Source organism: Polaribacter sp. IC066, assembly GCF_007997085.1.
In the GTDB taxonomy this organism is placed as follows: Bacteria; Bacteroidota; Bacteroidia; order Flavobacteriales; family Flavobacteriaceae; genus Polaribacter.
The window spans coordinates 13,571-37,490 of record NZ_VORR01000010.1; the positions used below are offsets into that span (position 1 = coordinate 13,571).

19 protein-coding genes are annotated in these 23,920 nt (G+C 31.4%); 10 read left to right on the forward strand and 9 right to left on the reverse strand.

Annotation, left to right across the window (positions count from 1 at the left end):
- Positions 1–20: 20 nt before the first annotated feature.
- The 5 genes from ES044_RS04865 to ES044_RS04885 form a co-directional block, all read right to left on the reverse strand.
- Positions 21–4,898: a DNA repair ATPase gene (locus tag ES044_RS04865; RefSeq protein WP_147118227.1), complete on the reverse strand. Its 4,878-nt coding sequence runs from the start codon at positions 4,896–4,898 to the stop codon at positions 21–23.
- 158 nt (positions 4,899–5,056) lie between these two features.
- Positions 5,057–7,126 (reverse strand): SPFH domain-containing protein, encoded by a 2,070-nt coding sequence (locus ES044_RS04870; protein ID WP_147118228.1) that lies wholly within the window; start codon positions 7,124–7,126, stop codon positions 5,057–5,059.
- A 12-nt stretch (positions 7,127–7,138) separates the two neighbouring features.
- The gene (locus ES044_RS04875) at positions 7,139–7,795 is read right to left on the reverse strand and encodes a hypothetical protein (RefSeq protein ID WP_189663187.1); all 657 of its coding nucleotides are present in this window, start codon (positions 7,793–7,795) and stop codon (positions 7,139–7,141) included.
- 59 nt (positions 7,796–7,854) lie between these two features.
- Positions 7,855–8,571 (reverse strand): PspA/IM30 family protein, encoded by a 717-nt coding sequence (locus ES044_RS04880; RefSeq protein WP_147118230.1) that lies wholly within the window; start codon positions 8,569–8,571, stop codon positions 7,855–7,857.
- A 3-nt stretch (positions 8,572–8,574) separates the two neighbouring features.
- Entirely contained in the window at positions 8,575–8,970 is a 396-nt protein-coding gene (locus tag ES044_RS04885; RefSeq protein ID WP_147118231.1) for a CesT family type III secretion system chaperone, read from the reverse strand.
- A gap of 297 nt (positions 8,971–9,267) precedes the next feature.
- Between ES044_RS04885 and ES044_RS04890 the strand changes: the two genes are divergently transcribed.
- On the forward strand, positions 9,268–10,026 hold the full coding sequence (locus tag ES044_RS04890; RefSeq protein WP_147118232.1) for a helix-turn-helix domain-containing protein: 759 nt from the start codon (positions 9,268–9,270) through the stop codon (positions 10,024–10,026).
- Between the two features lie 295 nt (positions 10,027–10,321).
- Here the strand turns inward: ES044_RS04890 and ES044_RS04895 are convergent, their stop codons facing one another.
- The 3 genes from ES044_RS04895 to ES044_RS04905 form a co-directional block, all read right to left on the reverse strand.
- Positions 10,322–11,515 carry a beta-ketoacyl synthase N-terminal-like domain-containing protein gene (locus ES044_RS04895; protein ID WP_147118233.1) on the reverse strand — a complete coding sequence of 398 codons (1,194 nt, stop codon included), beginning with the start codon at positions 11,513–11,515 and terminating at the stop codon, positions 10,322–10,324.
- Positions 11,516–11,731: 216 nt separating this feature from the next.
- Positions 11,732–12,997, reverse strand: a complete 1,266-nt coding sequence (bioA, locus tag ES044_RS04900) for an adenosylmethionine--8-amino-7-oxononanoate transaminase (protein ID WP_147118234.1) — start codon at positions 12,995–12,997, stop codon at positions 11,732–11,734.
- A 1-nt stretch (position 12,998) separates the two neighbouring features.
- Entirely contained in the window at positions 12,999–14,606 is a 1,608-nt protein-coding gene (locus tag ES044_RS04905; RefSeq protein ID WP_147118295.1) for a DUF1186 domain-containing protein, read from the reverse strand.
- Between the two features lie 273 nt (positions 14,607–14,879).
- Between ES044_RS04905 and ES044_RS04910 the strand changes: the two genes are divergently transcribed.
- The 9 genes from ES044_RS04910 to ES044_RS19450 all read left to right on the forward strand — a co-directional run bounded on the left by ES044_RS04910 (position 14,880) and on the right by ES044_RS19450 (position 21,204).
- Complete coding sequence (locus tag ES044_RS04910; RefSeq protein ID WP_147118296.1) at positions 14,880–16,046, forward strand: aminotransferase class I/II-fold pyridoxal phosphate-dependent enzyme; 1,167 nt, start codon at positions 14,880–14,882, stop codon at positions 16,044–16,046.
- 73 nt (positions 16,047–16,119) lie between these two features.
- Positions 16,120–16,497: a DUF2007 domain-containing protein gene (locus ES044_RS04915; RefSeq protein WP_147118235.1), complete on the forward strand. Its 378-nt coding sequence runs from the start codon at positions 16,120–16,122 to the stop codon at positions 16,495–16,497.
- The gene (gene bioD / locus ES044_RS04920; RefSeq protein WP_147118236.1) at positions 16,497–17,108 is read left to right on the forward strand and encodes a dethiobiotin synthase; all 612 of its coding nucleotides are present in this window, start codon (positions 16,497–16,499) and stop codon (positions 17,106–17,108) included. The genes ES044_RS04915 and bioD overlap by 1 nt, the downstream gene beginning before the upstream one ends.
- 10 nt (positions 17,109–17,118) lie before the next feature.
- Positions 17,119–17,553 (forward strand): LexA family protein, encoded by a 435-nt coding sequence (locus tag ES044_RS04925; RefSeq protein ID WP_147118237.1) that lies wholly within the window; start codon positions 17,119–17,121, stop codon positions 17,551–17,553.
- Positions 17,554–17,627: 74 nt separating this feature from the next.
- A complete protein-coding gene (locus tag ES044_RS04930) occupies positions 17,628–18,131 on the forward strand; it encodes a DUF2975 domain-containing protein (protein WP_189663188.1) in 504 nt (167 codons plus the stop codon).
- Between the two features lie 29 nt (positions 18,132–18,160).
- Positions 18,161–19,144, forward strand: coding sequence for a DUF2975 domain-containing protein (locus ES044_RS04935; RefSeq protein WP_147118239.1), 984 nt, complete (start codon positions 18,161–18,163; stop codon positions 19,142–19,144).
- Position 19,145: 1 nt separating this feature from the next.
- Positions 19,146–19,352, forward strand: a complete 207-nt coding sequence (locus tag ES044_RS04940) for a helix-turn-helix domain-containing protein (RefSeq protein WP_147118240.1) — start codon at positions 19,146–19,148, stop codon at positions 19,350–19,352.
- 45 nt (positions 19,353–19,397) lie between these two features.
- The gene (locus ES044_RS04945; protein ID WP_410524668.1) at positions 19,398–20,792 is read left to right on the forward strand and encodes a M61 family metallopeptidase; all 1,395 of its coding nucleotides are present in this window, start codon (positions 19,398–19,400) and stop codon (positions 20,790–20,792) included.
- Between the two features lie 22 nt (positions 20,793–20,814).
- Positions 20,815–21,204, forward strand: a complete 390-nt coding sequence (locus ES044_RS19450; RefSeq protein WP_410524669.1) for a PDZ domain-containing protein — start codon at positions 20,815–20,817, stop codon at positions 21,202–21,204.
- A gap of 146 nt (positions 21,205–21,350) precedes the next feature.
- On the opposite strand, the gene ES044_RS04950 is transcribed toward ES044_RS19450, so the two are convergent.
- Entirely contained in the window at positions 21,351–23,861 is a 2,511-nt protein-coding gene (locus tag ES044_RS04950) for a S9 family peptidase (protein WP_189663189.1), read from the reverse strand.
- Positions 23,862–23,920 lie beyond the last annotated feature (59 nt).

A 23,920-nucleotide genomic window follows, 5' to 3' on the forward strand; every position in this document is an offset into this window, starting at 1 on the left:
CCAAAAATACAGTATTTCGTCTATTTCTCTAATCCTTTTTTCAAAACTTCTTGAATTCCTTCTAAATGCTCACTAAACTGCATCATTTGCGCTAACACTTGCGTCATTTCATTAGCATTCCCAAAACCTTTTAATTTGTTGTTTTTCACAAATGTGGTTTTGATTGTTTCCCAGCGTAATTTTTCATCCACAGATAATAGATTCCCTAATTCTTTGTATTTTAAAAGATTAGACTCTGCTGCACTTGTTAAGGTTTGAGATTCGTTTTCATAATGAGACAATAACAAAATTTCTAACTCTTTATTATTCATAATTGGTACCACTTTAGCAACCAGTTTATTCATATCTCTATAAGAGCCTTGCAATTTAAAATTAGGTTCAGTTCTGTTCTGGTCGTCCATGGCAGCAGATTTTATATATGCCGCATTTACCTCCATCACTCGATCTCTAACAATCATTACTTTCTCTAAAACAGACAAATAATCATTTAATTCTTGTTTTGTGTAATTTCCTTTTAACTCAATGCCTTCTCTATTTCCTGTTTCAACAATTTTCACAAATTGATAAATATCATCAAAATTTGTGCTGGAAACTTGGCTCAAAATCGGATTTGAAGTCAACGAATTTTCGATTAAGCTCATCTTAAACAACGATGCTGTATCCCCAATAATATCTCCCAAATTATAAATATCTGCTCTATTGGCAAGCATATCCGGAATTTGAAACTTGTCGCCGCTTTCTGTATACGGGTTTCCAGCCATAATTACACAGAACTTTTTATCTCTAAAATCATAGGTTTTTGGTTGCCCATTATAAACACCTTCAATTTTACGTGTTCCGTCTGCCAAAGAAATAAATTTCTGTAAAAACGCTGGATTACAATGCTGAATGTCATCTAAATACAACATTACATTATTGCCCATTTCAAACGCTAAATTCAGTTTTTTTAATTCTTCACGCGCTGCAATATTTGTCGCAGACATTGGGTCTACAGAAGTAACTTCATGACCAATTGCAGGACCATTTATCTTCATAAAAACAAAACCCAATCTGTTTGCCAAATATTCCATTAAAGTGGTTTTACCATACCCTGGAGGCGAAACCAACAACAACATTCCCATTCTATCAGTACGTTTATTGCTACCTACACTTCCTAATTGTTTCGATAAATTATCGCCAAACAAAGGCAAATACACTTGATCTATTAATTGGTTTCTTACAAAAGACGTTAAAACTCTTGGTAAAAATTCTTCTAACTTTAACCCTTCTTTTAGTGCTTCTGTAACATTGTGCTTTTCCTTTTTATATTGATGAAATCCGGAAATTTCAACCGCTGAAAAATGTGCTAATTGCGCTACAAATTGATGATAATCGAAAATAAATTCTTGGCTTTTTATCGAAGAATGACTTCCTAATAAATCTTTGATAATTTCTTCTGCTTCAACATTCACTATATTTTGCGCAGATTTATCTTCATATAAAAACAAACAAACAATTTCGTAAATATAAGCTGCATCTTTTTCATGTGATGATTTTACAAAAGAGGACACCCATTCGGTTGCTAAATTAATTTTATAGGCTTCATTATTAAGCAACTGAATTTCAGTTCTTAAATTATGAACGTTCTTGTTATCATTTAAAACTTTTAGAAACTCGTCAAATAAAGTAATTGCTTTCTGACTTACATAAAAACTTGTTTCATCACTTAATTCTTGAAATAAATAATTTGCAATTTCGAACTGATTTTCTTCTTGATACTCCTTACTATTTACTAAAACCTTGGCAAAAATAGTATGTATAGATTTCCCTAAATCTGTAATCAGCTGTAAATGACTATCACTTTTTGGAAACACCTTTAAAACGGCTGCAGATGCTTTTATTTTATCACCATAAAAAGTTCTTTTTTCTTCGGATAAACAATGCCAAAATAACTGTGAAAATGCTCTAATTTTTGGAGAGAACCTCAACAAACCGAGTGAAGTTTCTTTGATTATAAAAGTTTTTAAAATTTTAAATGCATCTACATCATGAACTCCTTTTGTGTAGCCTTCTGTATAACTTTTTGAAGCAACAGTTTTCACTAAATCCAACAATTTTTCATCGGTTCGATTGTATAAATCTTCGATAGTATTTTCTTGTGTAATTCGATACGCTAAATAAGCTGCGCGATAGACGTTTTCATTTTCGGAAACAAAAGATTGATTCCAATATTTCTCTGATTTTAATAGAACCTCATTTTCAATTTCTTGGTAAAAATCTGTTCCAGTTAAATGATAAGAAAGGGATTTGTCTTTATACACAATCGTTAAGTCTAACACTTGCTTGTTTACCCCAAATTTATGTTTCCCTAGCCTAATTACATTTTCGCCATCTTCATATAAATCTTGTTTGTCTTTTAGTTTTCTAACAGCATCTTCTTTGGCTGTTTTTAAACCCGTTTCAATCATTTCTGCTTTTCCACCATCTTCTAAATCATATAATTGAGTAATGATGTCTCGCAGTTTATTAATCATTAAATCGGATGCGAAATACCCATTAATTTCATTTAAAAATTTAAAACTTTCTGCTTTTTTAACAACGCCATTTAAAATTCTTTTTGCCGCTGTTTCTAAAGAAATTGCTTTCCTATTTCTGGCTTCAATAATGCTACTTTTCTTTGCCTGAAAGGCATTATAGACTTCTTCTCTTTTTTCTAAAATATCTGCAATAAATTCGTCATAATCTGCAAATCTACCTTCTAAATCTTCTAACTGAATCGCTACTTTATTTAGCAATTCGTCTGTTTTTTCTGGCGTTGTGGCAATGTCTAAATAATTGACAATACTTTGATCAATCAGTTTTATTTTAGAAGAAAAATCTGCGCTTGCTTCTTCTGAACTTAACGATTTAACTTTATTCTTAATTCCTGCTTTTAGTTGATTAATCGTAGAAAAAATCAACGAAATAGAATCGATAATTTTTGTAGAATGAGAAGTATCTTCAATCTCTAAATTAGACACAATTTCTATCAGCAATTCTAAATCTGTAACAATTTGATTGACTTCTTTTTCTACTGCTTTTGCATTGATTACTTTACTGATTTTATCTAATTCCGTTTCTTTTTCTGCTACTCTTTTATGATACGGTAGCAATGCTTTTTCATCCAACAGAAAAGAAACACATCTTTGTGAAATTGTTTCTGTTTGTGCGACAAGTTCGGCTTCTAATTTTACTAAATAAGCTACATCTATATATCTTATTTCTTTAAAACCAATAATTTCTCCTCGTAAGGTTCTTAATTGTGACAATGCTTGCACAAAATCATCAATAGATTTGAACGAAGTACTTTTTATTTTACTAAAAAAAACGTTTGCTTTTCCAGCAATTTCTTCCGTTATCTTTTTGGCATTTTTTCGAAGTTGTACCACCTTATCAAACTCGTCAATAGCTGCATTTGCTGAAGCGTTTATGGCTGCTAACGGAATGGATAATTCAAAGGTTTTTGATTCTTTTATCCAGTAATAGCTATCAGAAATATCCAAGGAAATTTTAGCAATGTCTTCATACAACCCGTCATAATTATCTTCTTTATTTAAAAGTGTGATTAAAACTTGGCATTCTGCCATCGCCTTCACAATATCTTTATTGCCAACTTTGTATAAAAAAGAGTCTTTAAATTCTGATGGAATTTCGGTGCCTTGCGTAAATGGTGTTTGCCAAATCTGAATTACATGATGCCTTGTTTGATCTTCATTATCTTTAAAATAGCACAATTCGCCATTTTTTAAGAAGGTAAATCCGCTACAAATAATTGGCGTTTTTACCTCTTGCTCAATCACATTATAAGACATCAATACATACAATCCTGTTGTTTCTTGATAAAAGACATAGAAAAAATCTTCTCCGTTTTGTGAGCTTATTTTATCTTGAAACTTTAAATCTGTGAACTGATTATCAAAAATTTTAAAACCACCCGATTGTAAATAATATCCGTTTGAAAAAATAATTCCTTGGTCGTTTGGCAATAAAACAGCCGCATCTTTTATCGCATCTATCTTCTTAACCTCTTGTATTTTATGATTGTACACAAAATAACGCGTTGCTTCTTGAAATGGTTTTATTTCTAAAATGATTAGATTTCCTAAATCGGCAAAACGGTATTGACCATCATCTAATGTTTGATCTGCTTGCGTAACCGACTCATTATAAATACCTTTTCCGTCATCGGTATTATTTTCGATTTTTATGGTTAAATCACCGCCAACAGTTTCCACAAAAACCTTATCTAAAATACTAATATGCGGATGTTTGCCATAAAAATGCATGTCTCTCGTAACTTCTTGCCACCTATATTCATGCTGATTTGGAAATACAAACTCGTGATCACTCCTGTTATCAACATAACTTAAAGTTCCGTCGGTTATTAACCATTTAAAAGTTTTGATATCGCTAGCGGTTTCACTTAATTGAAAAACCAAATGCAAGTAATTACCAATAATGGCAAATTTGCTAAAAATGGTGTTTCTGTAATATTTATAAAGATTCGTGAAATCTAACGTAAAAGCATCATTTTCTAGAAAATCTAAACCTTTGTTCACAAATTGCGTTCCGTCATAAGAGAAAATGCTGAAAACATCGTTTAACTTTACATCTGTTCTTAATCCTAAATGAACATTATATCCAAAAATACTGATATTGCCAATCGTTATAATATCTCGAGCAATACAGTTGTTTTCTGTGTTAATTCTATTGTTTGCAATTAGTTTAGTTTCTACACTACCAAATACTTTTGCACGTTCTTGGTTTAATTGACCAAGCCGGGTTTGCAGTGCTTCTTTTTGCTTTTGAAGACGATTTTGAATAATTTCATACGTTCCGTCTTCGAGAATATTCTTTTGATTTTTTTCTTCTTTTTGCATTCGGATTATAGATAGATTTTACTGTAGAAATTAATAATCTGTAGTTCTATCCTGCAAGGTTTTAATACCTTGTAGGTATGTTTAATTCGAAATAGTTTTTAATCTTATCCCTACAAGGTCAAGAAAAAGACCTTGCAGGATATAAAATGTAATTAATTCTACCCCAACTTCTTATCAGACAATCCTAAACCTTTTGCAAGATTCATTAAATTCGAAAACAAGTTGCTTTCTTCATTATCAGAAGTTTTCGATTTTAAATCCATCAAAATACTCGCTACAGAAAGATTTTTTAAATCTTCTGATGATACATTGTATTTATCAGCAAAATCTCTCACTTTTTCTAGTAAATTTCCTTTAACATCATTGCTGCCAAGAATTGCATTTTTTACCTCTTGAATATTATCAGAATGTTTTGTCAATCTGTCAATACCTTTTGCTCTTGTAATTTGCCCAACAATCTGATCAAAGAACATGGTTTCTCCGCCAACAATATCAATATTCGCGGCTTTCAAGGCCTCTCCGATTACACTTGCTTGCGCATCTGCTATTTCTTTCTGAATATTAATTTCAGCCAAGTCAACTTGTAATTCTTTGTTTAAACGCAATTTAAATTCTTCATGCTCTTTACCAACACCATCTAATTTCTTCATGGCATTTGCTTTTTCTTCAATTCCGGCTGCATCTGCCAAAGCTTTTTCTTTGATTACGATTGCTTCTGCCATTCCTTGTTTCTGAATCGCTGTTGCTTTTGCTTCAATACCAGCCGCTTCTGCTTTCGCTTTTTTCTCAATAATTAAGGCTTCTACAATACCTTCACGCTCATGCGCATCTGCTTTTGCATGCATTACTTGCGCTTCAGACATTCCGATTACAGCTTCTTCTTTCGCTGTTGCTTCCGCTAAAATTTTTCTTGATTCCGCTTCTTTTTCACTGGCTTGTTTCTTCGCTAACGCTTCAATATTAATTTCTTCTGCTTGCTGAATTGCTGCTTGCTTTTGTGCTTCTGCAGCTTTCGTCGTTTTAATTAGCTCTTCTTCTGCATTTCCCTCTGCAATCGTAATTTTAACTTGCTTTTCTCTATCCGCAGTTTTAAAAGCCTGAATATCTTTCATATTCTCTTGCTCTTGTACCACTCCTTTTTCTAAAACAACACGATCACGAATTACATCTTGAATATTCTTCTTCTCAACTTCTAATACTCTTTCTTTTTCTATCTGCGCTAAAGTTACAATTCGCTCTCTTTCAGTTGCTTCTAACATTCTGTCTTTTTCGACTCTCTCTGTTTCTACAACACTTGTTCTTTCTTTATTTTTAGCAGCGACAATTACTTGACGTTGCATATTTTCTTCGGCAACTTGCAATTTTTCTTCTGTAGCGATTCTTGCACTTTCAGATTTTAAGCGCTCTTCTTCATTTACTTTTAAAATACTTGCTTCTTCGCGAGATTTAATATTGGCAATTTCTCTTTTCTGCGATTCTTCTTTTTCTGCTAATTGCTTGTCTAATTCTAAAATTGCCTCACGCGCTTCAACGTCTTGTTTTCTGATGGTTTTTTGTTCATCACGCATAATTAAATTCGACTTCACGTTTTGTGCCGCCGTTAATTCGGTGATTTTTTTAATCCCCTCTGAATCTAAAATATTGTCTGTCTTTAAAAACGAAACTGGCGTTTGTTCTAAATAATCAATTGCACAATCTTCTAGCGTATATCCGTTTAAATCCGTGCCGATAATATCAACAATTTCATCTCTAAATTCTCTACGCGCCTCGTATAATTCTATGAACTCAAACTTTTTTCCGACTGTTTTTAAGGCTTCAGAAAATTTTGCTTCAAATAAATCTTCTAATGTTTCAATATCGGATGCTCTTGCACAACCAATAGTTTGTGCTACTTTTTTAATATAATCGATTTCATTATTTACACGAACAAAAAACGCCACTTTAATATCTGCACGCATGTTGTCTTTACAAATAAGACCTTCATTACCAAGTCTTTCTATTTGAATTTTCTTTACAGAAATATCCATAATTTCTACTCGATGAAAAACAGGCACCACATACATTCCTTTATCTGTGGCAACTTTAGTACCACCCATACCTGTTCTTACCAGCGCTTGCCCTTGTGGTATTTTCTTATAGAACATGGCAACAATAGCAACAACAAGAATAAGTAGGAAAATAAATACTCCTAAAAAGATTCCAATAAGTGGTGATAAATTTTCTAGCATAATTTTAAATGTTTAGTTCGTTTTATAGGATTGTACGTAATAATAATTTTTGTCTGCACTCTGTTTAATGATTAAAATAGACTCTCTAAAATTAATTAGTTCGCCGTTTAAAGATTTTACATATATGGATAAAGGTGTTTCTTCTACCACAATTTCTGCAGAACCCATTTTATTCTCTTTTATAGTAGATAAACAAATTCCTACTCTTCCAATAATATCGATGGGTACATCGCCATCTTTATTAAAATTTTTAAAGAATTTCTTAAACGGAATTGTAAATATTTTGTTGATAATTAAGGACGGAAATATGGCCAATAACATAATTAAAACCCCAAAAGAAGTATCATAACTATAAGTAATTGTTGTGATGGTGGTTGTTAGCATCCACCAAATAAAAATCCAGCAAGTGAAAGCAAACATAAAGGGCAAACCGACAAAATTAAAGTATACAAGTACAACTTGCCACCATTTTAAGGGGCTTCTTCTGTTGCCTATTATATGTTCTTTTTCAATTTGTGCGTTAGAGACATCTTGAAAATCAATATTTCCACCTTCTATATTCGCATCAAAGTCCGCATCAATATCAAAATCGACGTCAATATCAAAATCTACATCAAAATCTACTCCAGAAATCATTGTGACTAACCAATACAAAATGAGTATCAGCATCAAAATAGTTAGTGTAATGTTCACTGGAGAGAATAATATGTCTATAAGTGAATTCAATATTATGATTTTATATCGTTAGAAAAACCTAACTGTTCTTTTAATTTTGTCAATTCGTTTTCGGCTGAATCAGCTGTAAAATCTATGGCTTTGTCAATTTCATCATCTATAGATTTGTTAGCGTTTGCAATATCGCCGTACGCTTCTGCTAATGCTTCTTCTTGATGTACTTTTTCTTTCATTCTTTCTAACATTGATACCGTACTTGATGCATCAATATCTGCCATTTGCTTATTCAATTTTTGCGTTGCATTAGAAACTTTTACTCGTGCTTTTAACGTTTTTAATTCGTTTTCCCATTTACTGATATTCTTCCTAACTGCTACAACATTCTTTTCTAATTGAGATACAGAACCTTCTAATTTCGCAGATTCTGCTTTCGAGTTTTCTGCATGCACACTACTTTCCTCTTTTTTAATTAAAGATTCTTTTGCCAAACGTTCTGCTTCAGACATTTTTAACGTACCTTTTTTAGCTTTCGTTAATAACAACATCGCTTTTTCTTGGTAATTCTCTACTTTAGATAAAAACTCTTCGTACTCATTTTTAGACCTAATTGCCAAGGCTTTTACTTGTGCCAAGGCTTCTAAACTTTTTTCAAGATCTACTTTCATATCTCTTATTCCTTGCTCTGTCAATTTGATAGGATCTTCCATATTGTCTAAAGTCGAATTCGCTTCGGCTTGTCCCATTTTAAATAATCGTTTAAAAAAATTCATAATTTAATATTTTGAAAAGTTTATAATTTGTTCTGAATATTCGCTCAACAACAAGCTCAACGAATTTAATGACGCCTCTAACTCGTTTAAATCGAGGTTTTCAATTTGCAGAGTGTCTCTAAAAATTACTTTTTGTCCGGTTTCATCAAGTACAAATGCACCGTGAATAATATCTCTATTTTTCTGCAATAATTTTTTAAAAACCTCTTCATTTTTATTTTTGATGTTAAAAATATGTTGCTCCATAATTAACATTGGCGGCGCAATTCCTAAAATCAAATTTTTAATCCCTTCACTCTCTTTGCTAATCATTAAAATACCGTCTTCAGAATTTTCAAAAACAATATTAAAATCGAGTTGCATTAAAAAATTTTTAATTTTTGTGTTGTAGTTTTTCATAGTTAGTTATTTGTTGTTTGTTCTTTTTCTTTAAAAACACAATTACCCAATATTACAACAAGTTAGACAAAATCGCTACAAGTTTTAAAACAAAAATAAAAAGGCAATACACAAGTAAGATCATATTTTAAAAGTTTAAGTTGGTTGATAAAATGCTAATTCTGTTAGTTTTTATTCCTATTTTGATAAAACAGCAACAAAAAGCTAGTTAGATTAGCACAATTAAAAATAATTAACTAATATTGTTAGCGTAAAGATACACTTAAATTTAAATAATGCAAATTAAATTAGCAAAATATGTCTTTTTTCGGAAAAAATATTAAAAAAATAAGAACAGTAAAAGGATTAAGCCAAACAGCATTCGCTGATATTTTTGGCTTAAAGCGATCTGCATTAGGTGCTTACGAAGAACACAGAAGTGAACCAAAAATAGAAACAATTATTAAAATTGCTAATTATTTTAGCATAAAAATAGATACGTTGTTAACGAGTGATATTACTGTTAACGAGTTATTACAGTTTAAAGAAAGTTTAGCAACCTACACTGAAGATATCAAAAAAGAACCGTTTGCAAAAGTACCATGTATTACAGATAATAACAATATAGATTATCTGCAGCATTTTAAAAATGATATTTTTATTGACGAAATGCCTTGTCTTCAAATCCCTATAAATACGTCTAAAAATTTTAGAGCGTTTACCGTTTCTAGTTTAGAAATGACCAACAAAGACAAAGGTTTTTATCCGAAGGATATTGTTATTGGCGAACAAACACCGATAAATGTCATAAAAAAACTTACAAACGGAACGTTGGTTTTTGCAATTATCGACAACAACATATTATTCAGAAGACTACATATAACCAACAACAATGTTATTTTTAGAGCAGATCATAAAAATATAGAAGACGAAATTTATAAAATTTCTGATGTAAAAGAACTTTGGCGCGTTCGATACGTTTTCTGTAAAAGAATTCCAGAATTTTCTACTTCTTTTGAAGATAAGTTAATTACAATAGAACAAGAAATTTTAAAGATGAAAGCGAAAATGGAGTAAGGGTTTTTAGCTTTTGGTTGTTAATTTTTGGCTTTTAGCTTTTAGCTTTTAGCTTTTAGTAATCTAAAAAATTAAGATATAACTGAACTATTTAACAAGGTTATTTTTAGTTAAATTTTAAACTAACTCTTCACACATTGTCACATCGAGTGATGCCGCTTTTGGGCGGGATTGTATCGAGATGCCCTTTTAGTCTTTTATGCATTTTAAAAAAATCCAAAAATAACTTTTATGCTCTACTTCCAAAAAATCACTTGCACAGAAAGCACTCAATATTGACTTTTTATTAGACACATTATTTCGACAACAACACAGAAACCGCATTTCCACCAAAACCAACTGCATTTATAAGTACATTTTTAATTTTCTTCGGATGCATTTGTTTCTCTGCAAAAGGAACTTCTATTACTTGTTGATGCTGTAACATCAGCAAACCCAATTCTAAACTCAACATTCCAGATGCACCAAATGTATGTCCTAATTTCCATTTATTAGTGGTTAAAAAGGGTGTTATTTCTCCGAATAAACTTTTAATTGCATTCACTTCAGATTGATCTCCTTTGATAGTTCCTGGAGCATGCATCACAATTACGTCAATTTCATTGACTTTTATTTCTCCTAAAGCCATTTTCATAGATTTCTGAAAGCATTTTGCATCTGCTGATATTGAAGTGTTATGTTGCAGAACTTCCGTTGCAAAACCAACTCCTACAATTGTTGCTAAAGCATTTTCTACAAATCCTTTTTCTAAACAAATTGCGGATGCGCCCTCACCCAAAACCATAGTATTTTGTTTCTTTTTTAAATCAAAAGATTTACAGGGATAAAATTCTTTATGAGCGTCAGCATCATGCTTCGCATAGACCTTTAAAGCTTGCATTTGTGCAATTGTAAAATCGGTTAAAGCCGCTTCACTTCCGCCTACCAAAAATTGTTCTGACATTCCTGAATTTATCCAAGCAACTCCGTTTAAAAGCGAATGTAAAGCTGTAGAACAGGTTACAGAATGCGATATTTCTGGACCTGAAGTTTGCAAATCATGCGCTACCCAAGACGAAATATTACCTAGTGTTGTGGTTGGAGAACTTAATGTTGATGATTTTTGAGTTTCTAAAAACTCCTTATGATATTTCTCAAACAAAGAGGTTGCCCCTCTTGAAGATCCAAAATTAATTCCGAAATGATTGTCTTGAGATTTGTCGAAAGATTTCTCTGATTTCCAATTTGAGTTTTTAACAGCCTCTCTAGAAACATAAATGGCAAATAAAACGGAATCGTCTAAATTTCTGTATTTTGAATCAGATTTTCTTAAAGATCTAATTTTCTGCTGATTTTCTGCTGATAGCTGCCCAACAAAAACAGTTTTTCCACTCACCTCTTTTTCTGACAAAAAGTGTGTGTTTGACAGATAATTTTGCCAAATTTCTTTTGGAGAACTACCTAATGCAGAAATAGACGCGATTGATGTGATAGAAACTGGTTGAATCATTAATTACTATTATTATCTGCACAAGACCTCACAGGTTTTAAAAACCTGTGAGATCTGTAAATTTTCACAAAGATAAGTTTTGCGTTAAGGATTGAAGCATTGTCGGAGCTCATTTTTGTTGTTTTTTCAACAAAAAAAGCGACTGCGGAAAGCCTGACGTTTTTTAAATCTAAAAGTTTTTTTTTCAAAACTTTTAGATTTAAAAAACGGAACGCCCTAAACAATCTCTAAACTTTCTTCAATAGTATTATACACTTTTTGTAATTCAATTTCAGAAATTACATACGGAACTTGAATATAAATCGTGTTCCCTAAAGGACGTAAAAAAACACCTCTTTCCATGAAAAACTTCAATAATTTGTCACGTAAATTACCGTAACGTTCCATTTTGGTATCTAAATCTAAAGCAAAAATAACACCTTGTGAACGTGCTGTTTTTACTTTTGAATGTTTTAAAATATGTTCTTGAAACTTAATATGAGACGCTGAAATTGTTTTTATATTTTGCTGAATTTCATCCGTTTGTAACAATTCTATCGCGGCAATTGCAGCACTGCAAGCAATCGGGTTGCCAGAATAGGTATGGCAATGAAAAAAACCTTTTGCCATTTCATTGCTTAAAAAAGCATCGTAAATTTTTTCGGTACAAGAAGTAATTGCCAACGGAACTAAACCGCCAGTTAACGCTTTACTCAAACAAATAATATCTGGTTTGGTTTCTATATAATCGGATGCAAAATTACGCCCTGTCTTTCCGAAACCTGTCATGACCTCATCGGCAATCGATAAAATATCGTTTGTTTTAAGAAATTTTAAAATCTCATTTAAGCCCTCTTTATCATGAATTTTCATTCCGGCTGCACCTTGAATAATTGGCTCGTAAATGAAACCTGCTATTTTATAGTTTTTTGTGTATTCTTTTAAAGTTGCTAAAATTTCTTCGTGGTTTTCTCCGTTCGGAGTCGGAATTCGTTTTACATCCATCAAAAAATCTTCAAACGGACCATTGTAAACCGACAAACCAGAAACCGACATGGCGCCAAACGTGTCGCCGTGAAATCCGTTTTCAAAAGCGATAAAAGTTGTGCGCTTCTCCTCTAAATTAAAATAGTACTGCAAGGCCATTTTAATACCTGCCTCTACTGCTGTAGAACCGTTATCATTAAAGAAGATCCTATTCTGATTTTTAGGCAATATTTTAATTAGTTCTTCTGATAATTTTACAGCAGGCTCGTGCGTAAAATCGCTAAACATTACTTGGTCTAACGTTTGCATTTGCTGGTAAACCCGACTCGTTATAAACTCGTTGCAATGCCCAAACATGCAAGTGTACCAAGACGAAATTGCGTCGATGTATTCATTGCCATTTTCATCTGTTAAAATACAGCCTTTTGCCTTTACAATTGCTAAACTATCTGGGTTTAATTGATGCTGTTTTAACGGGTGCCAAAGGTGTTTTTTATCTCTTTCTTGTAGTGTCATTTTACAAATTTATACAGCATTTTTTATACTTCTTGCCGCTGCCGCAATGGCAAGGTTCGTTTCTACCTATTTTTTTTGATTCGTTTACAAAGTAAGCAGGACTGATTGGATTCTTCTCTAGAGGAAAATCTTTATCAAAATATTCGTCATCAATAGCTGTATCATCAAAAAAAGTACCTGAATCATTTAACCAATACTCTTTAAAAGCATTGTATTTTTCTAAAATAGAGTTTTCTTTTACAGATAAATCTTCGTTAAATTCTTTAGATATATCTTTAGCTACTTCCTCGTAATCTCCACAAATCCAATATCCAATAATTTCTAAATTAAAAAGTTCCTTAATTTCTGGCAATAATTCTTTACACCTAAAATTTATTAAATCTGAAACAAAAAGACCTAAAAATTCGGTGTCTACTATATTTTCATCTGCCTTATTTCTGATAAAATAATTTAAAATATCTTTGCTATAGCTTACTAAATCAGCTTTAGAACCTCCATTTTTATAATATAAAATTTTACATAAAGTTTCTTGAACTATGCTTTTTGTATACGCACCTATATTTGGCTCTTGAATAAAAGAAACCAATGCTTCAACATTATTTTTTTCTGAAAAGTATAGGGCTGGTGTTGCCAAGCTAGGTAAAGAATCTCCAAACCAAAAATCTAGATAGGTACCATTTTGCTTTAAAACCTCTAATAAAACTGGAAGTGCTTTTTCCTGTTTTAAGTGTGCAAGCAATAAAAAAGCGTGTGAAACCAAATCGGTCGTTATCTCTTTATCCCCGATATAAAAACGTGAATAATGATCAAATCTAACAATAGAATCATTTACAACTTGAATTAAATCTTCTGTAAGTTTGTCTACCTCTAAATGATTAAATAATTCTAATTGACTTTCTTTAATTTCATCAATTCCTCTTGAATATAAAATATCAATTTCTCTAGGGTAATTAAAAACTGGAGGATTTATTGTTTGCAAAGCAGATGTTCTATCAATTTCTGGCACCATTAACATTAACTCTCTTTCTTTACTCATTCTTTTCGAAGCTAAACCGTAGAAGTAATGCCTTTTCATTTCATTAGCAACCAGATACTTTGGGTGTTCATTATCAATCTCTTCTAATATTTCTAACCGTACTTCTGCCTCGTCGATATCTCCTACAGCCAACAAGTATTGTATACTAACTGAAAAATAAGCCATTACCTCGTCTAAATGGAACTCTGTGCGTTCTGGATATAATTCATGTAACAATAAATTTTTACCTAAAACATTTTTTACTTCGTCAAAATTTTCATTTTCTATTAAGGTAGAAGCGAGACTTAACAAGCCAAATAAATAATTAGGATGCTCTTTTACTAACCATAAGTTGCATTCTCTTGCCTTTTCTGGGTTGCTATTAAAAATATAATACGTTGTTAGGTAATTTTTAAAAACAGGAACTTTAGGAAATTGTACTGTATATTTTAATAACTTTTTTAATGTATTTGTTTTAGTTTTCGGTAATTCTGGATGAATTTTACTTAACAAAGAAGCAACATACGGTGTTATATGATTCTGTTCATTTAATAGAGAATGATCTGTGGATATTTTAAAGCTAATTAATTCCATGATTTATATTTTGAGTCTATCTACTTTTTATTTTCTTTTTTTTAGTCTATTTTTTGACTAAAAATTTAATCTACCAGCAACTGAATTTAAACGTAAACTATTAGTTGATTCATCACTCAAAAAATAAAATAATAGCTATTATTCGTTGCAATAAAACTGATTTTTCTTGCAAATTCCGTTTAAAAACTTACTCCAAAAAAGTACAAACATTTTTACAAGTTATCAATACAAACAGCAACGTAAAGGTATTGAATTTTGTCTATTTTTGTAGTGATGAAATTGCCAAAGAAATTAACAACGAAATTAAATATTCGTAAAGAAAATAATTCTTTACGAAAATTAACTCCGCCAAATAATTTAATTGATTTTTCTTCTAATGATTATTTAGGACTTGCAAAATCTGAAGATATTTTTGAGTGTACCCATCAGTTTTTAGTAGATCGAAAAATCAAACAAAATGGCGCAACAGGAAGTAGATTGTTATCTGGAAATCATTTTTTATATGAGGACGTTGAACGTTTTTTAAGCGAATTTCATCAAACAGAAGCTGCAACTATTTTTAATTCTGGTTATGATGCTAATATTGGCTTTTTCGCTGCAGTGCCGCAAAGAAATGATATTATTATCTATGATGAGTATTCTCATGCTTCGATTAGAGACGGAATTCAATTAAGCAATGCAAAATCGTATAGGTTTCAACACAATAATTGTACTGATTTAGAGGAGATGCTCAAACGAGTTCGGCATGATCAATCAGAAATTTACGTGGTTACAGAATCGGTTTTTTCTATGGATGGCGATTCTCCTGAACTTATTTCTATATCAGAAATCTGTAAAAAATACAACGCTTTTTTAATTGTGGATGAAGCACATGCCGTTGGTGTTTTTGGCAAAAATGGTTGTGGTCTTGTGCAAGAACTAAACCTACAAAATGATGTTTTTGCAAGAATTATTACCTTTGGTAAAGCTTTGGGTTGTCATGGGGCCGCAATTTTAGGAAGCCAAGATTTACAAAACTATCTCGTAAATTTTGCACGAAGTTTTATCTACACCACTGGTTTATCTCCTCATTCCTTGGCAACCATAAAAATGGCTTATCATGAGATGCTCAACCAAGTTCGGCATACAAAAAAACTTAAAGAAAATATTGAGCTCTTTAAATCTGAAATAATAAAGTTAAAACTACAAAAACTTTTTATTGAGAGTGATTCAGCCATTCATTGTTGCCTAATTTCTGGTAATGAAAAAGTGAAATTAATTTCAAGGCAACTTCAAGAAAAAGGCTTTGATGTAAAAGCAATAGTGGCACCAACAGTTCCAGAAAAAAAAGAACGTTTGCGTTTTTGCTTACACAGTTATAATTCTGCAAAAGAAATTAGTGAAGTTTTAAGTTTGTTGACTATTTTTGCTTTCGGTGAATCTAATTCAGTATCTGATTAAATAAATTTAGACCAAACCTAAAAACAGAAAGACTTTTAAACCCTTTCTGACATAAAATAATGTAGTTAATGGTATGAACAATAACTTTAAAATTTTAGCAGTTTTCGAGTTTTCTACAGAAGCGCACGTTACAAAATCGAGATTAGATTCAGACGGATTTACAACCATGTTGATGGACGAAAAAACGATAGATACCGATCCTTTAGTGAGCAATGCTATTGGCGGCGTAAAATTATTAGTACATAAAAATGATTTTGAAAAAGCTGCTGTAGTTTATAATGAGATTAGAACCTATCAAAAAGATAAAAACGATAAGGATATTAGCTGTCCGAAATGCAGTTCTACCAGAATTTTAATTGCGCCTATTCAGCGGAAAAATGTATTTTATATGCTATTTCCTTTTTTTGAAAAAACAAGACATATTTGTAACGATTGCAAAACAATTTTTTAATGCAAAAAAAATATTTTATTACCGGAATTTCTACAGAGGTCGGCAAAACAATCGTTGCCGCAATTGTTACAGAAGCATTAGAAGCCGATTACTGGAAACCCGTTCAAGCAGGAGAATTAGACAATTCTGATACACATAAGGTTAAAAAACTAATTTCTAATTCGAAATCGGTATTTCATCCAAATTCGTATGCCTTAAAAACACCGATGAGTCCGCATGCAGCTGCAGAAATTGATGATGTTACCATCGATTTAAACAAAATACTAGAGCCAGAAACCAAAAATAATTTGGTCATTGAAGGCGCTGGTGGTGTGCTAGTACCTTTAAACGATACAACTACTATTTTAGATTTAATAAAACCTGAATACAAGGTAATTGTAGTTTCTCGCCATTGTTTAGGCAGCATTAATCATACTTTATTAACCCTAAATTTATTAAAAGAAAAAGGGTTTGAAGTCGCTGTTATTTTTTCTGGTAAGGAACATAAAACAACAGAAGCAATCATCAAAAAAATGAGTGACGTACACGTTATTGGCCGAATTGATGAGGAACCATATTTTGATAGAAATGTGATTAAAGAATATGCTGAAAAGTTGAAAGAAAAATTGTAATTTACAAGCCATGAAAATATCTGAAAATCTTACTTTTTTTTCTCCAAAAGCTTCTTCTGGAAATGGCGCTATGTTAATTGATGTAGGAATTTCGGCAGGTTTTCCTTCTCCAGCAGGCGATTTTAACCAAAACCGAATCTCTTTAGATGATGAATTGGTTAGAAATAAGGACAGCACTTTTTACGCAAAAGTAAAAGGACAATCTATGATTGATGCAGGTTTAGATGATAACGATTTACTAGTTATTGATAGAAGTTTAGAACCTGCTAACAACAAAATTGCAGTTTGCTTTCTAGACGGCGAATTTACCGTAAAACGTTTACGAGTATCTAAAAATGAAGTTTGGTTACAGCCAGAAAACCCTGATTATCCGATTATAAAAATAACGGCAGACAACGATTTTATGATTTGGGGAATTGTAACAAACGTCATCAAAAAAGTTTAAAATTACCTTTTTTTAATATTTTATTATTGTTTTTCGATAATTTTTATATATTTGCAATGTCAAATCATATAAAAATGAAAACAATACCTCTTTTAAAAAAACTAATTAATTTCTATTATTACCTGCTCCTTTCAGTACTGCTTCTTTTTGTGGCAATTCTTCCTGTTTTATTTGCAACTGATAAAATTAAATCAATAAATATTGTTGAAGGATTTGATTTATCTAACTTAAGTACTCTCCAATTTGCTCTTCTTCTAATTTCATCAACCGTAATTTATCTACTTTATATTTGCGCAATTTACTTTCTAAAAGAATCTCTGGACGATTTATCTAATGAGAATTATTTTTCTAAAAAAGTAATTAAAAACTTTAATACATCTGGAAAACTAATTCTTTTATCCGGAGTATGTTATGCTATTTTTAATTTTCTTATAGCCTTAATTTTCATGAACGAAATTAAACTTGGTATAGATAATTCTTTTCTCGTCTGTACACTTATAGGATTATTTTTAATGTTCTTAAGCGAAGTTTTTGAAAAAGGTAGAAAGACAAAACAAGAAAACGATTTAACTATATAACCGTGAATGAAATTATAATAACAGATGCAATGAATACAATAGATATAATTTATCCCATGCTATTATATGTTGGTTTACTAATTTTCTTTGGATTAGTCATAATTAGTTTATTCTACAATAAAAATCTTATCAGGTTTTTAAACGGTATTTTCACAATTGCTTTTTGGTCTGTACTTGCATTTTTTTTATTTCAGATTTCAATGGAGTTATTTACAGATAATGGCTCTTTTAAAGCATCTGAAAATGGTAGAATGCACTCTAAAGGACATTACTCAAAGGGTTATAATGTTCCTGTTAAAATTGACCTATATATTTCACCACCAAAAGAAGAATTGAACTACAAAAAAGATTCAACTAATCAATCTACCTCTAGTATTACATTCAGCAGATTCATTAATCCTAATGACAACTTTTTTAAAGATAATATTCCTGGTAATTTTAACAAACAGCGTTTAGAAGCGGCAGGATTAACTGAAAAAAAATTAGATAGCTTCTTTAAGAATTCATCAGGTATAAAAATTACTGGCAATAAGCTTCAAATTGGTTTTTCTTTTGAAAAAAATCAGTTTTTAAAAACAAGTACTTCTTCTTTTACAACAGAAGGATACTTAAATATAAAATCTTCTAATTGGTTTTTTACACTCTGTCAACTCATTAGAAGCTACATTCCTTTTATAATAACGCTTTTAATACTTTATCAATTAAAATCTATTTTTAAACTTTTAAAAAAAGAGTTTAACTTTAGTTTAGAATTGTCTAAAAAAATAAAATTTATTGGATTTCTATTGGTTATAGGACAATTATTGACCTTAACTTTAAGTGTTATATTTAGTTTTTACTTTAAATATGCTGGTTTTGAAAATACAAGTCAAAACAATGGTATTCGATTAAATATAAATCCTAGTATTGAGTTTGACATTACCTTAATTCTTGTTGGTTTAAGTTTATTACTCTTAAGTATTTTATTAAATAAAGGACATCATATTCAACAAGAAAACGATTTAACAATATAATATGGCAATCATAGTGAATTTAGATGTGATGCTCGCCAAACGAAAAATGCGAAGTAAGGAATTGGCAGAAATTATTGGTATTACTACTGCAAATTTATCTGTCTTAAAATCTGGAAAAGCAAAGGCTGTTCGTTTTTCTACTTTAGAAGCTATTTGTAAAGCTTTAGAGTGCCAGCCAGCAGATATTTTAGAGTATCAAAAAGAATAGTACTTTTTTTGTGTAGTTTTGAGTGATGTTTAAAAACCAACTCTTATGAAAATTACTTTTTTTAAAACTCTACTTTTATCAATTTTTATCGCTTTTATTTCTTGTGATAAAAAGGAAACTACCAAAGAAAAATCAATTGTAAAATATAGTATCAGTTTTGAAAATGCCGTGCATCATGAAGCCGAAGTAAACATTACTTTTGCTGACATTTCTGCGGATACATTTACCTTTAGAATGCCTAGAAGTTCACCAGGAAGATATGCAATACATGAGTTTGCTAAAAATGTATACAATGTAAAAGCAACCAATAGCAAAGGCGATAATTTAGAAATTACAAGACAGGATCCGTATGAATGGATTGTAGAAAAACACGACGGAACTGTAATCGTTTCCTACACCATATTTGCAAATCGTGGCGGCGGTACCTACGCTCAAGTTGATGAAACGCATGCACATTTAAATATACCGGCAACATTTATGTTTGCGAAATCACATGTTGAAAATCCGATTGAAATCACTTTTCATCCCAGAAAAGATTTAAATTGGAAAGTGGCAACGCAACTAAAAAAGGAATCAGAAAACACCTATTCTGCTCCGAATTTGGACTATTTTATGGACAGTCCTACTGAAATTAGCAATCATCAAATACGTTCTTTTAAAGTGGATGAGCAGCAAATAAATTTTGTTTTACATCATAATGGAACAGCTGGTGAATTGGACGAGTACTTCGAAAAAGTAAAAAAAATTGTGTTACAAGAAAAAGCAGTTTTTGGAGAATTACCAGAATTTGACTTTAATGAATATACTTTTTTAGCCTGTTACATTCCCAATGCTTCCAGCGACGGAATGGAACATAGAAATTCAACCATTTTAACAAGTACAAGAAGTTTAACAAATGGCGGAATGGAAGATAATATCGGAACCGTTTCTCACGAGTTTTTCCATGCTTGGAATGTAGAAAGAATTCGTCCACAATCTTTAGAACCTTTTAATTTTGAGGAAGCAAATATGAGTGGTGAATTGTGGTTTGCAGAGGGTTTTACAAGTTATTATACCGATTTAATTTTATTTAGAGCAGCAATTATTACAGATGAAGAATATATAAGTGGATTGAACGGAACCTTCAATTATGTTTGGAATTCTCCTGCTACACAATTTTTTAATCCGATTGAAATGAGTTATCAAGCCCCGTTTGTAGACGCGGCAACTTCTGTAGATCCTGTAAACAGAGAGAACACCTTTATTTCTTATTATTCTTACGGAAGTGTTTTGGGCTTAGTATTGGATTTATCCTTAAGAAAACAAGACAAAAACCTAGATGATTTCATGAAATTAGTTTGGCAGAAGTATGGAAAAAAAGAAATTCCGTACACCATCAAAAACCTAAATGACGCTTTAAATGAATACGCTGGTAATAAATTTGGAAATCAAATTTTTTGAGAACTATATCTATAAAAGCGAAATGCCCGATTACAAAACCTTATTTGCATCTGTCGGAGTTTCTTTGGAACAAAAAGAAACAAAAAGTGATTTTGAATCTAATTTAAACGGGATAAATATCAGTGGTAATCCTAAAATTGGAAGTTCTATTTACAAAGCTAAATTGCAAAAAGGAGATACCATTTTATCCATCAATAATATAAACACCAAAAATGATAATGACATTTCATCAACATTAAAAAAGAGTAATGTTGGCGATGAAATTACAATTAGTTTTAAACGTTATGGCGTTCAAAAAACAACAAAACTAATTTTACAAAAAAATGAAACGTATTCAATTTCTGCTATTGAAAAAGAAAACCTTTCTGCTAAAATTTTAAAAAATAGAGAAAACTGGTTATCGGCTAAATAAAATTTTAAACAAGTTCAAACTAACTTTCTACTTGCCTGTTTAGGAATACAATTTGATCAAAAAGCATAAAAAAACTCCGAATTTTCATTCGGAGTTTTTAGTTTTTTAAAATATTAGCTGCCAACTAACAGCCAAAATAGCTTAAATTATTTATTCATTGGTTCATTTAAATTCATAAACATAAAATCTACATCTGTATTTTCTTCACCTAATAAATATTTACTAAAATGATCTGCACGTAACCAGAAAGAATATTCTGTCATATCACCAAAACCATGTCTTTGTCCGGGCATCGTCATAAATTTAAAACGTTTGTGTGCCTTAATCAATTCATTTGCCATTCTAATAGTTCCGGCAGGATGTACGTTATTATCCATATCTCCATGAATTAACATTAAATGTCCTTTTAAGTTTTTCGCTAAAGATTGATTGTCATCAATTTCATATGTATGAGAAATTTTTCCTTTTTCATCAATTTCTTCTTGCACACCATGATGCGTTTCACTCCACCAAGAATTATACACATTATTATCATGATTTCCTGCGGATGAAACTGCAGCTTTAAAGAAATCTGGATACACTAACATTGCTGCTGTAGACATAAATCCACCGCCAGAATGACCATATATTCCTATTTTTTCGATATCAATAAATGCATGTTTGTTCGCTAATTGTTGCGCAACATATTTTTTATCAGCCAAACCATAATCACGTAAATTTCCGTATCCATAATTATGATACCATTTAGATCGGTCTGGATGACCACCTCTGTTACCAAGCGTAATCACCACAAAACCAACTTGTGCCATTCTATCTAAACGATCCATTCTGTATGAAAAAGACTTATTAACAGCCTCTGTTTGTGGCCCAGGATATACATACTCTAAAAGCGGATATACTTTGGTAGAGTCCATATCAAAAGGCTTGTACATTACTCCGTAAATATCTGTAATTCCGTCATCTGCTTTTACCTTAAAAGTTTCTGGAAATTGATAACCAGAAGCCATTAATTGTGATAAATCTGCCGTTTCTAAATCCATCACTTTCTTTCCACTTGCATCTCTTACTTCCGATTTTGGAACAGTATTTACACGCGAGTAATTGCTTACAAAATACTCATTAGAATCTGCCATAGAGGCACTTGCTGTATAATTACCAGCATCTAATGTGCGCATTCCACTTCCATTTAAACTAATGCTATAGGTATGCAAGTAATAAGGATCTTGCTTTTTATCTACACCGTTTGCAGTAAAATAAAGCGTTCTACTTTTTTCATCTAACCCCGCAAAATTATCTACATGATAATCGCCTTCTGTTACTTGGTTTTTCAAATTACCATCGGCATCATACAAATAAAAATGTGCCCAACCATCGCGCTCTGCCCAATGTAATATTTCTGTTTCGTTGTTAAATAAAATTAAAGGTCTAGATTCTATATACGTATTAAATCGTTCTTTAATAATCGTTTTATACTCTCCGGTATTGATATCTGCAACATGAATATCAAATTTTTTACGATCTCTAGAAATACTACTAAAATATACCTTCCCTTTTTTTGATAATAATAAGGAGGGCGTAAAATCATCGTCTCTTTGTGACTGTTTTCTTGGTGCTCGATATACATCAATACTTTGCTGCTTAACAGTATCTAAAGGAACCATTACATGACTTTTTGTAGGCATATCAAAAATCATCAATTCAGATTTATAAAATTCTTGTTCTCCTGGCATGTGGTATTTATAAGTTTCTAACGTTGGTCTTTTTTTACCCGTAGAATTAATTACCCATAAATCTTTAATATGTCTTGAGTCAGATTTCTGAAACACGAACTTTTCAGAATCATGAGACCATGTTCCCCAAACACCTTTTCTCTTATCCTTGTTTTTTTCTACATCCACATTATCTTCACCTCTATTGCCGCCACCATAACCGTAATTTTCTTCGCCATCTTTTGTCCATTGATTTTCTACAACGGTAGAATCTTTTTCGTCTTTGATGAATTTTTTAAAGTTCATTTTATCCATCCAGTACATATTATAATTTTTGCTATACAAAACAATAGAACTGTCTGGAGCAATATTTGCCCATTTTTCCCAAGGTTTTTTTTCCTTTTTTATGGTGTCTATTATTTTTAGACCATTACCACCTAACGTATATTCTAAATGGTAGGTTTTTTTCTCCATTTTTGGCTTTTTCGCCTTTTTGGTTGCTGTAGAATCTTTTTCGATTTCTTCCTTCGTTTCCTTTTTATCTTCTTCGATCATCACAACCTCTTCTGTGGCTTTTACTCTAAAGCGAATTGCATTTTCTGCTTCGTTAAACTTAAAGCTTAAACGAGGTAAATGTTGAGCATCATAAGGATCTTTGGTGATTTCGGTTAACCATTTGGCCATTTTTACATTATCAAAAAGCGGCTTTTTAGACTTTTTATCTATATCAACCAAATAATGATTAGACCCGTCAGAAGTTTTATAAGAATACCAAAAACGATTTCCTTTTTTTAGCCAATGCGGACTCACACTGGTTGAATGCACCATTTTAGCTAGGTTTTTTGGCGAATATTTAGCCGCCTGTCGATAATTTGGTTTTGGAGTTTCTTGCGCAAAAATTACTGATGCAGTAATAATCATCGCAAAACTTAAGATGCTATTTTTCATGTGTAGGATTTGGTTTTATTTGAATTACCGATAAAGTTCTTCAAAACAAACTAAACTAC

Excerpts from the sequence above, each read along its gene's own strand:
- ES044_RS04865 (WP_147118227.1), bottom strand. The coding sequence starts at position 4,898 with ATGCAAAAAGAAGAAAAAAATCAAAAGAATATTCTCGAAGACGGAACG.
- ES044_RS04870 (WP_147118228.1), bottom strand. The coding sequence starts at position 7,126 with ATGCTAGAAAATTTATCACCACTTATTGGAATCTTTTTAGGAGTATTT.
- ES044_RS04875 (WP_189663187.1), bottom strand. The coding sequence starts at position 7,795 with ATGCTGATACTCATTTTGTATTGGTTAGTCACAATGATTTCTGGAGTA.
- ES044_RS04880 (WP_147118230.1), bottom strand. The coding sequence starts at position 8,571 with ATGAATTTTTTTAAACGATTATTTAAAATGGGACAAGCCGAAGCGAAT.
- ES044_RS04885 (WP_147118231.1), bottom strand. The coding sequence starts at position 8,970 with ATGAAAAACTACAACACAAAAATTAAAAATTTTTTAATGCAACTCGAT.
- ES044_RS04890 (WP_147118232.1), top strand. The coding sequence starts at position 9,268 with ATGTCTTTTTTCGGAAAAAATATTAAAAAAATAAGAACAGTAAAAGGA.
- ES044_RS04895 (WP_147118233.1), bottom strand. The coding sequence starts at position 11,515 with ATGATTCAACCAGTTTCTATCACATCAATCGCGTCTATTTCTGCATTA.
- bioA (WP_147118234.1), bottom strand. The coding sequence starts at position 12,997 with ATGACACTACAAGAAAGAGATAAAAAACACCTTTGGCACCCGTTAAAA.
- ES044_RS04905 (WP_147118295.1), bottom strand. The coding sequence starts at position 14,606 with ATGGAATTAATTAGCTTTAAAATATCCACAGATCATTCTCTATTAAAT.
- ES044_RS04910 (WP_147118296.1), top strand. The coding sequence starts at position 14,880 with ATGAAATTGCCAAAGAAATTAACAACGAAATTAAATATTCGTAAAGAA.
- ES044_RS04915 (WP_147118235.1), top strand. The coding sequence starts at position 16,120 with ATGAACAATAACTTTAAAATTTTAGCAGTTTTCGAGTTTTCTACAGAA.
- bioD (WP_147118236.1), top strand. The coding sequence starts at position 16,497 with ATGCAAAAAAAATATTTTATTACCGGAATTTCTACAGAGGTCGGCAAA.
- ES044_RS04925 (WP_147118237.1), top strand. The coding sequence starts at position 17,119 with ATGAAAATATCTGAAAATCTTACTTTTTTTTCTCCAAAAGCTTCTTCT.
- ES044_RS04930 (WP_189663188.1), top strand. The coding sequence starts at position 17,628 with ATGAAAACAATACCTCTTTTAAAAAAACTAATTAATTTCTATTATTAC.
- ES044_RS04935 (WP_147118239.1), top strand. The coding sequence starts at position 18,161 with ATGAATACAATAGATATAATTTATCCCATGCTATTATATGTTGGTTTA.
- ES044_RS04940 (WP_147118240.1), top strand. The coding sequence starts at position 19,146 with ATGGCAATCATAGTGAATTTAGATGTGATGCTCGCCAAACGAAAAATG.
- ES044_RS04945 (WP_410524668.1), top strand. The coding sequence starts at position 19,398 with ATGAAAATTACTTTTTTTAAAACTCTACTTTTATCAATTTTTATCGCT.
- ES044_RS19450 (WP_410524669.1), top strand. The coding sequence starts at position 20,815 with ATGCCCGATTACAAAACCTTATTTGCATCTGTCGGAGTTTCTTTGGAA.
- ES044_RS04950 (WP_189663189.1), bottom strand. The coding sequence starts at position 23,861 with ATGAAAAATAGCATCTTAAGTTTTGCGATGATTATTACTGCATCAGTA.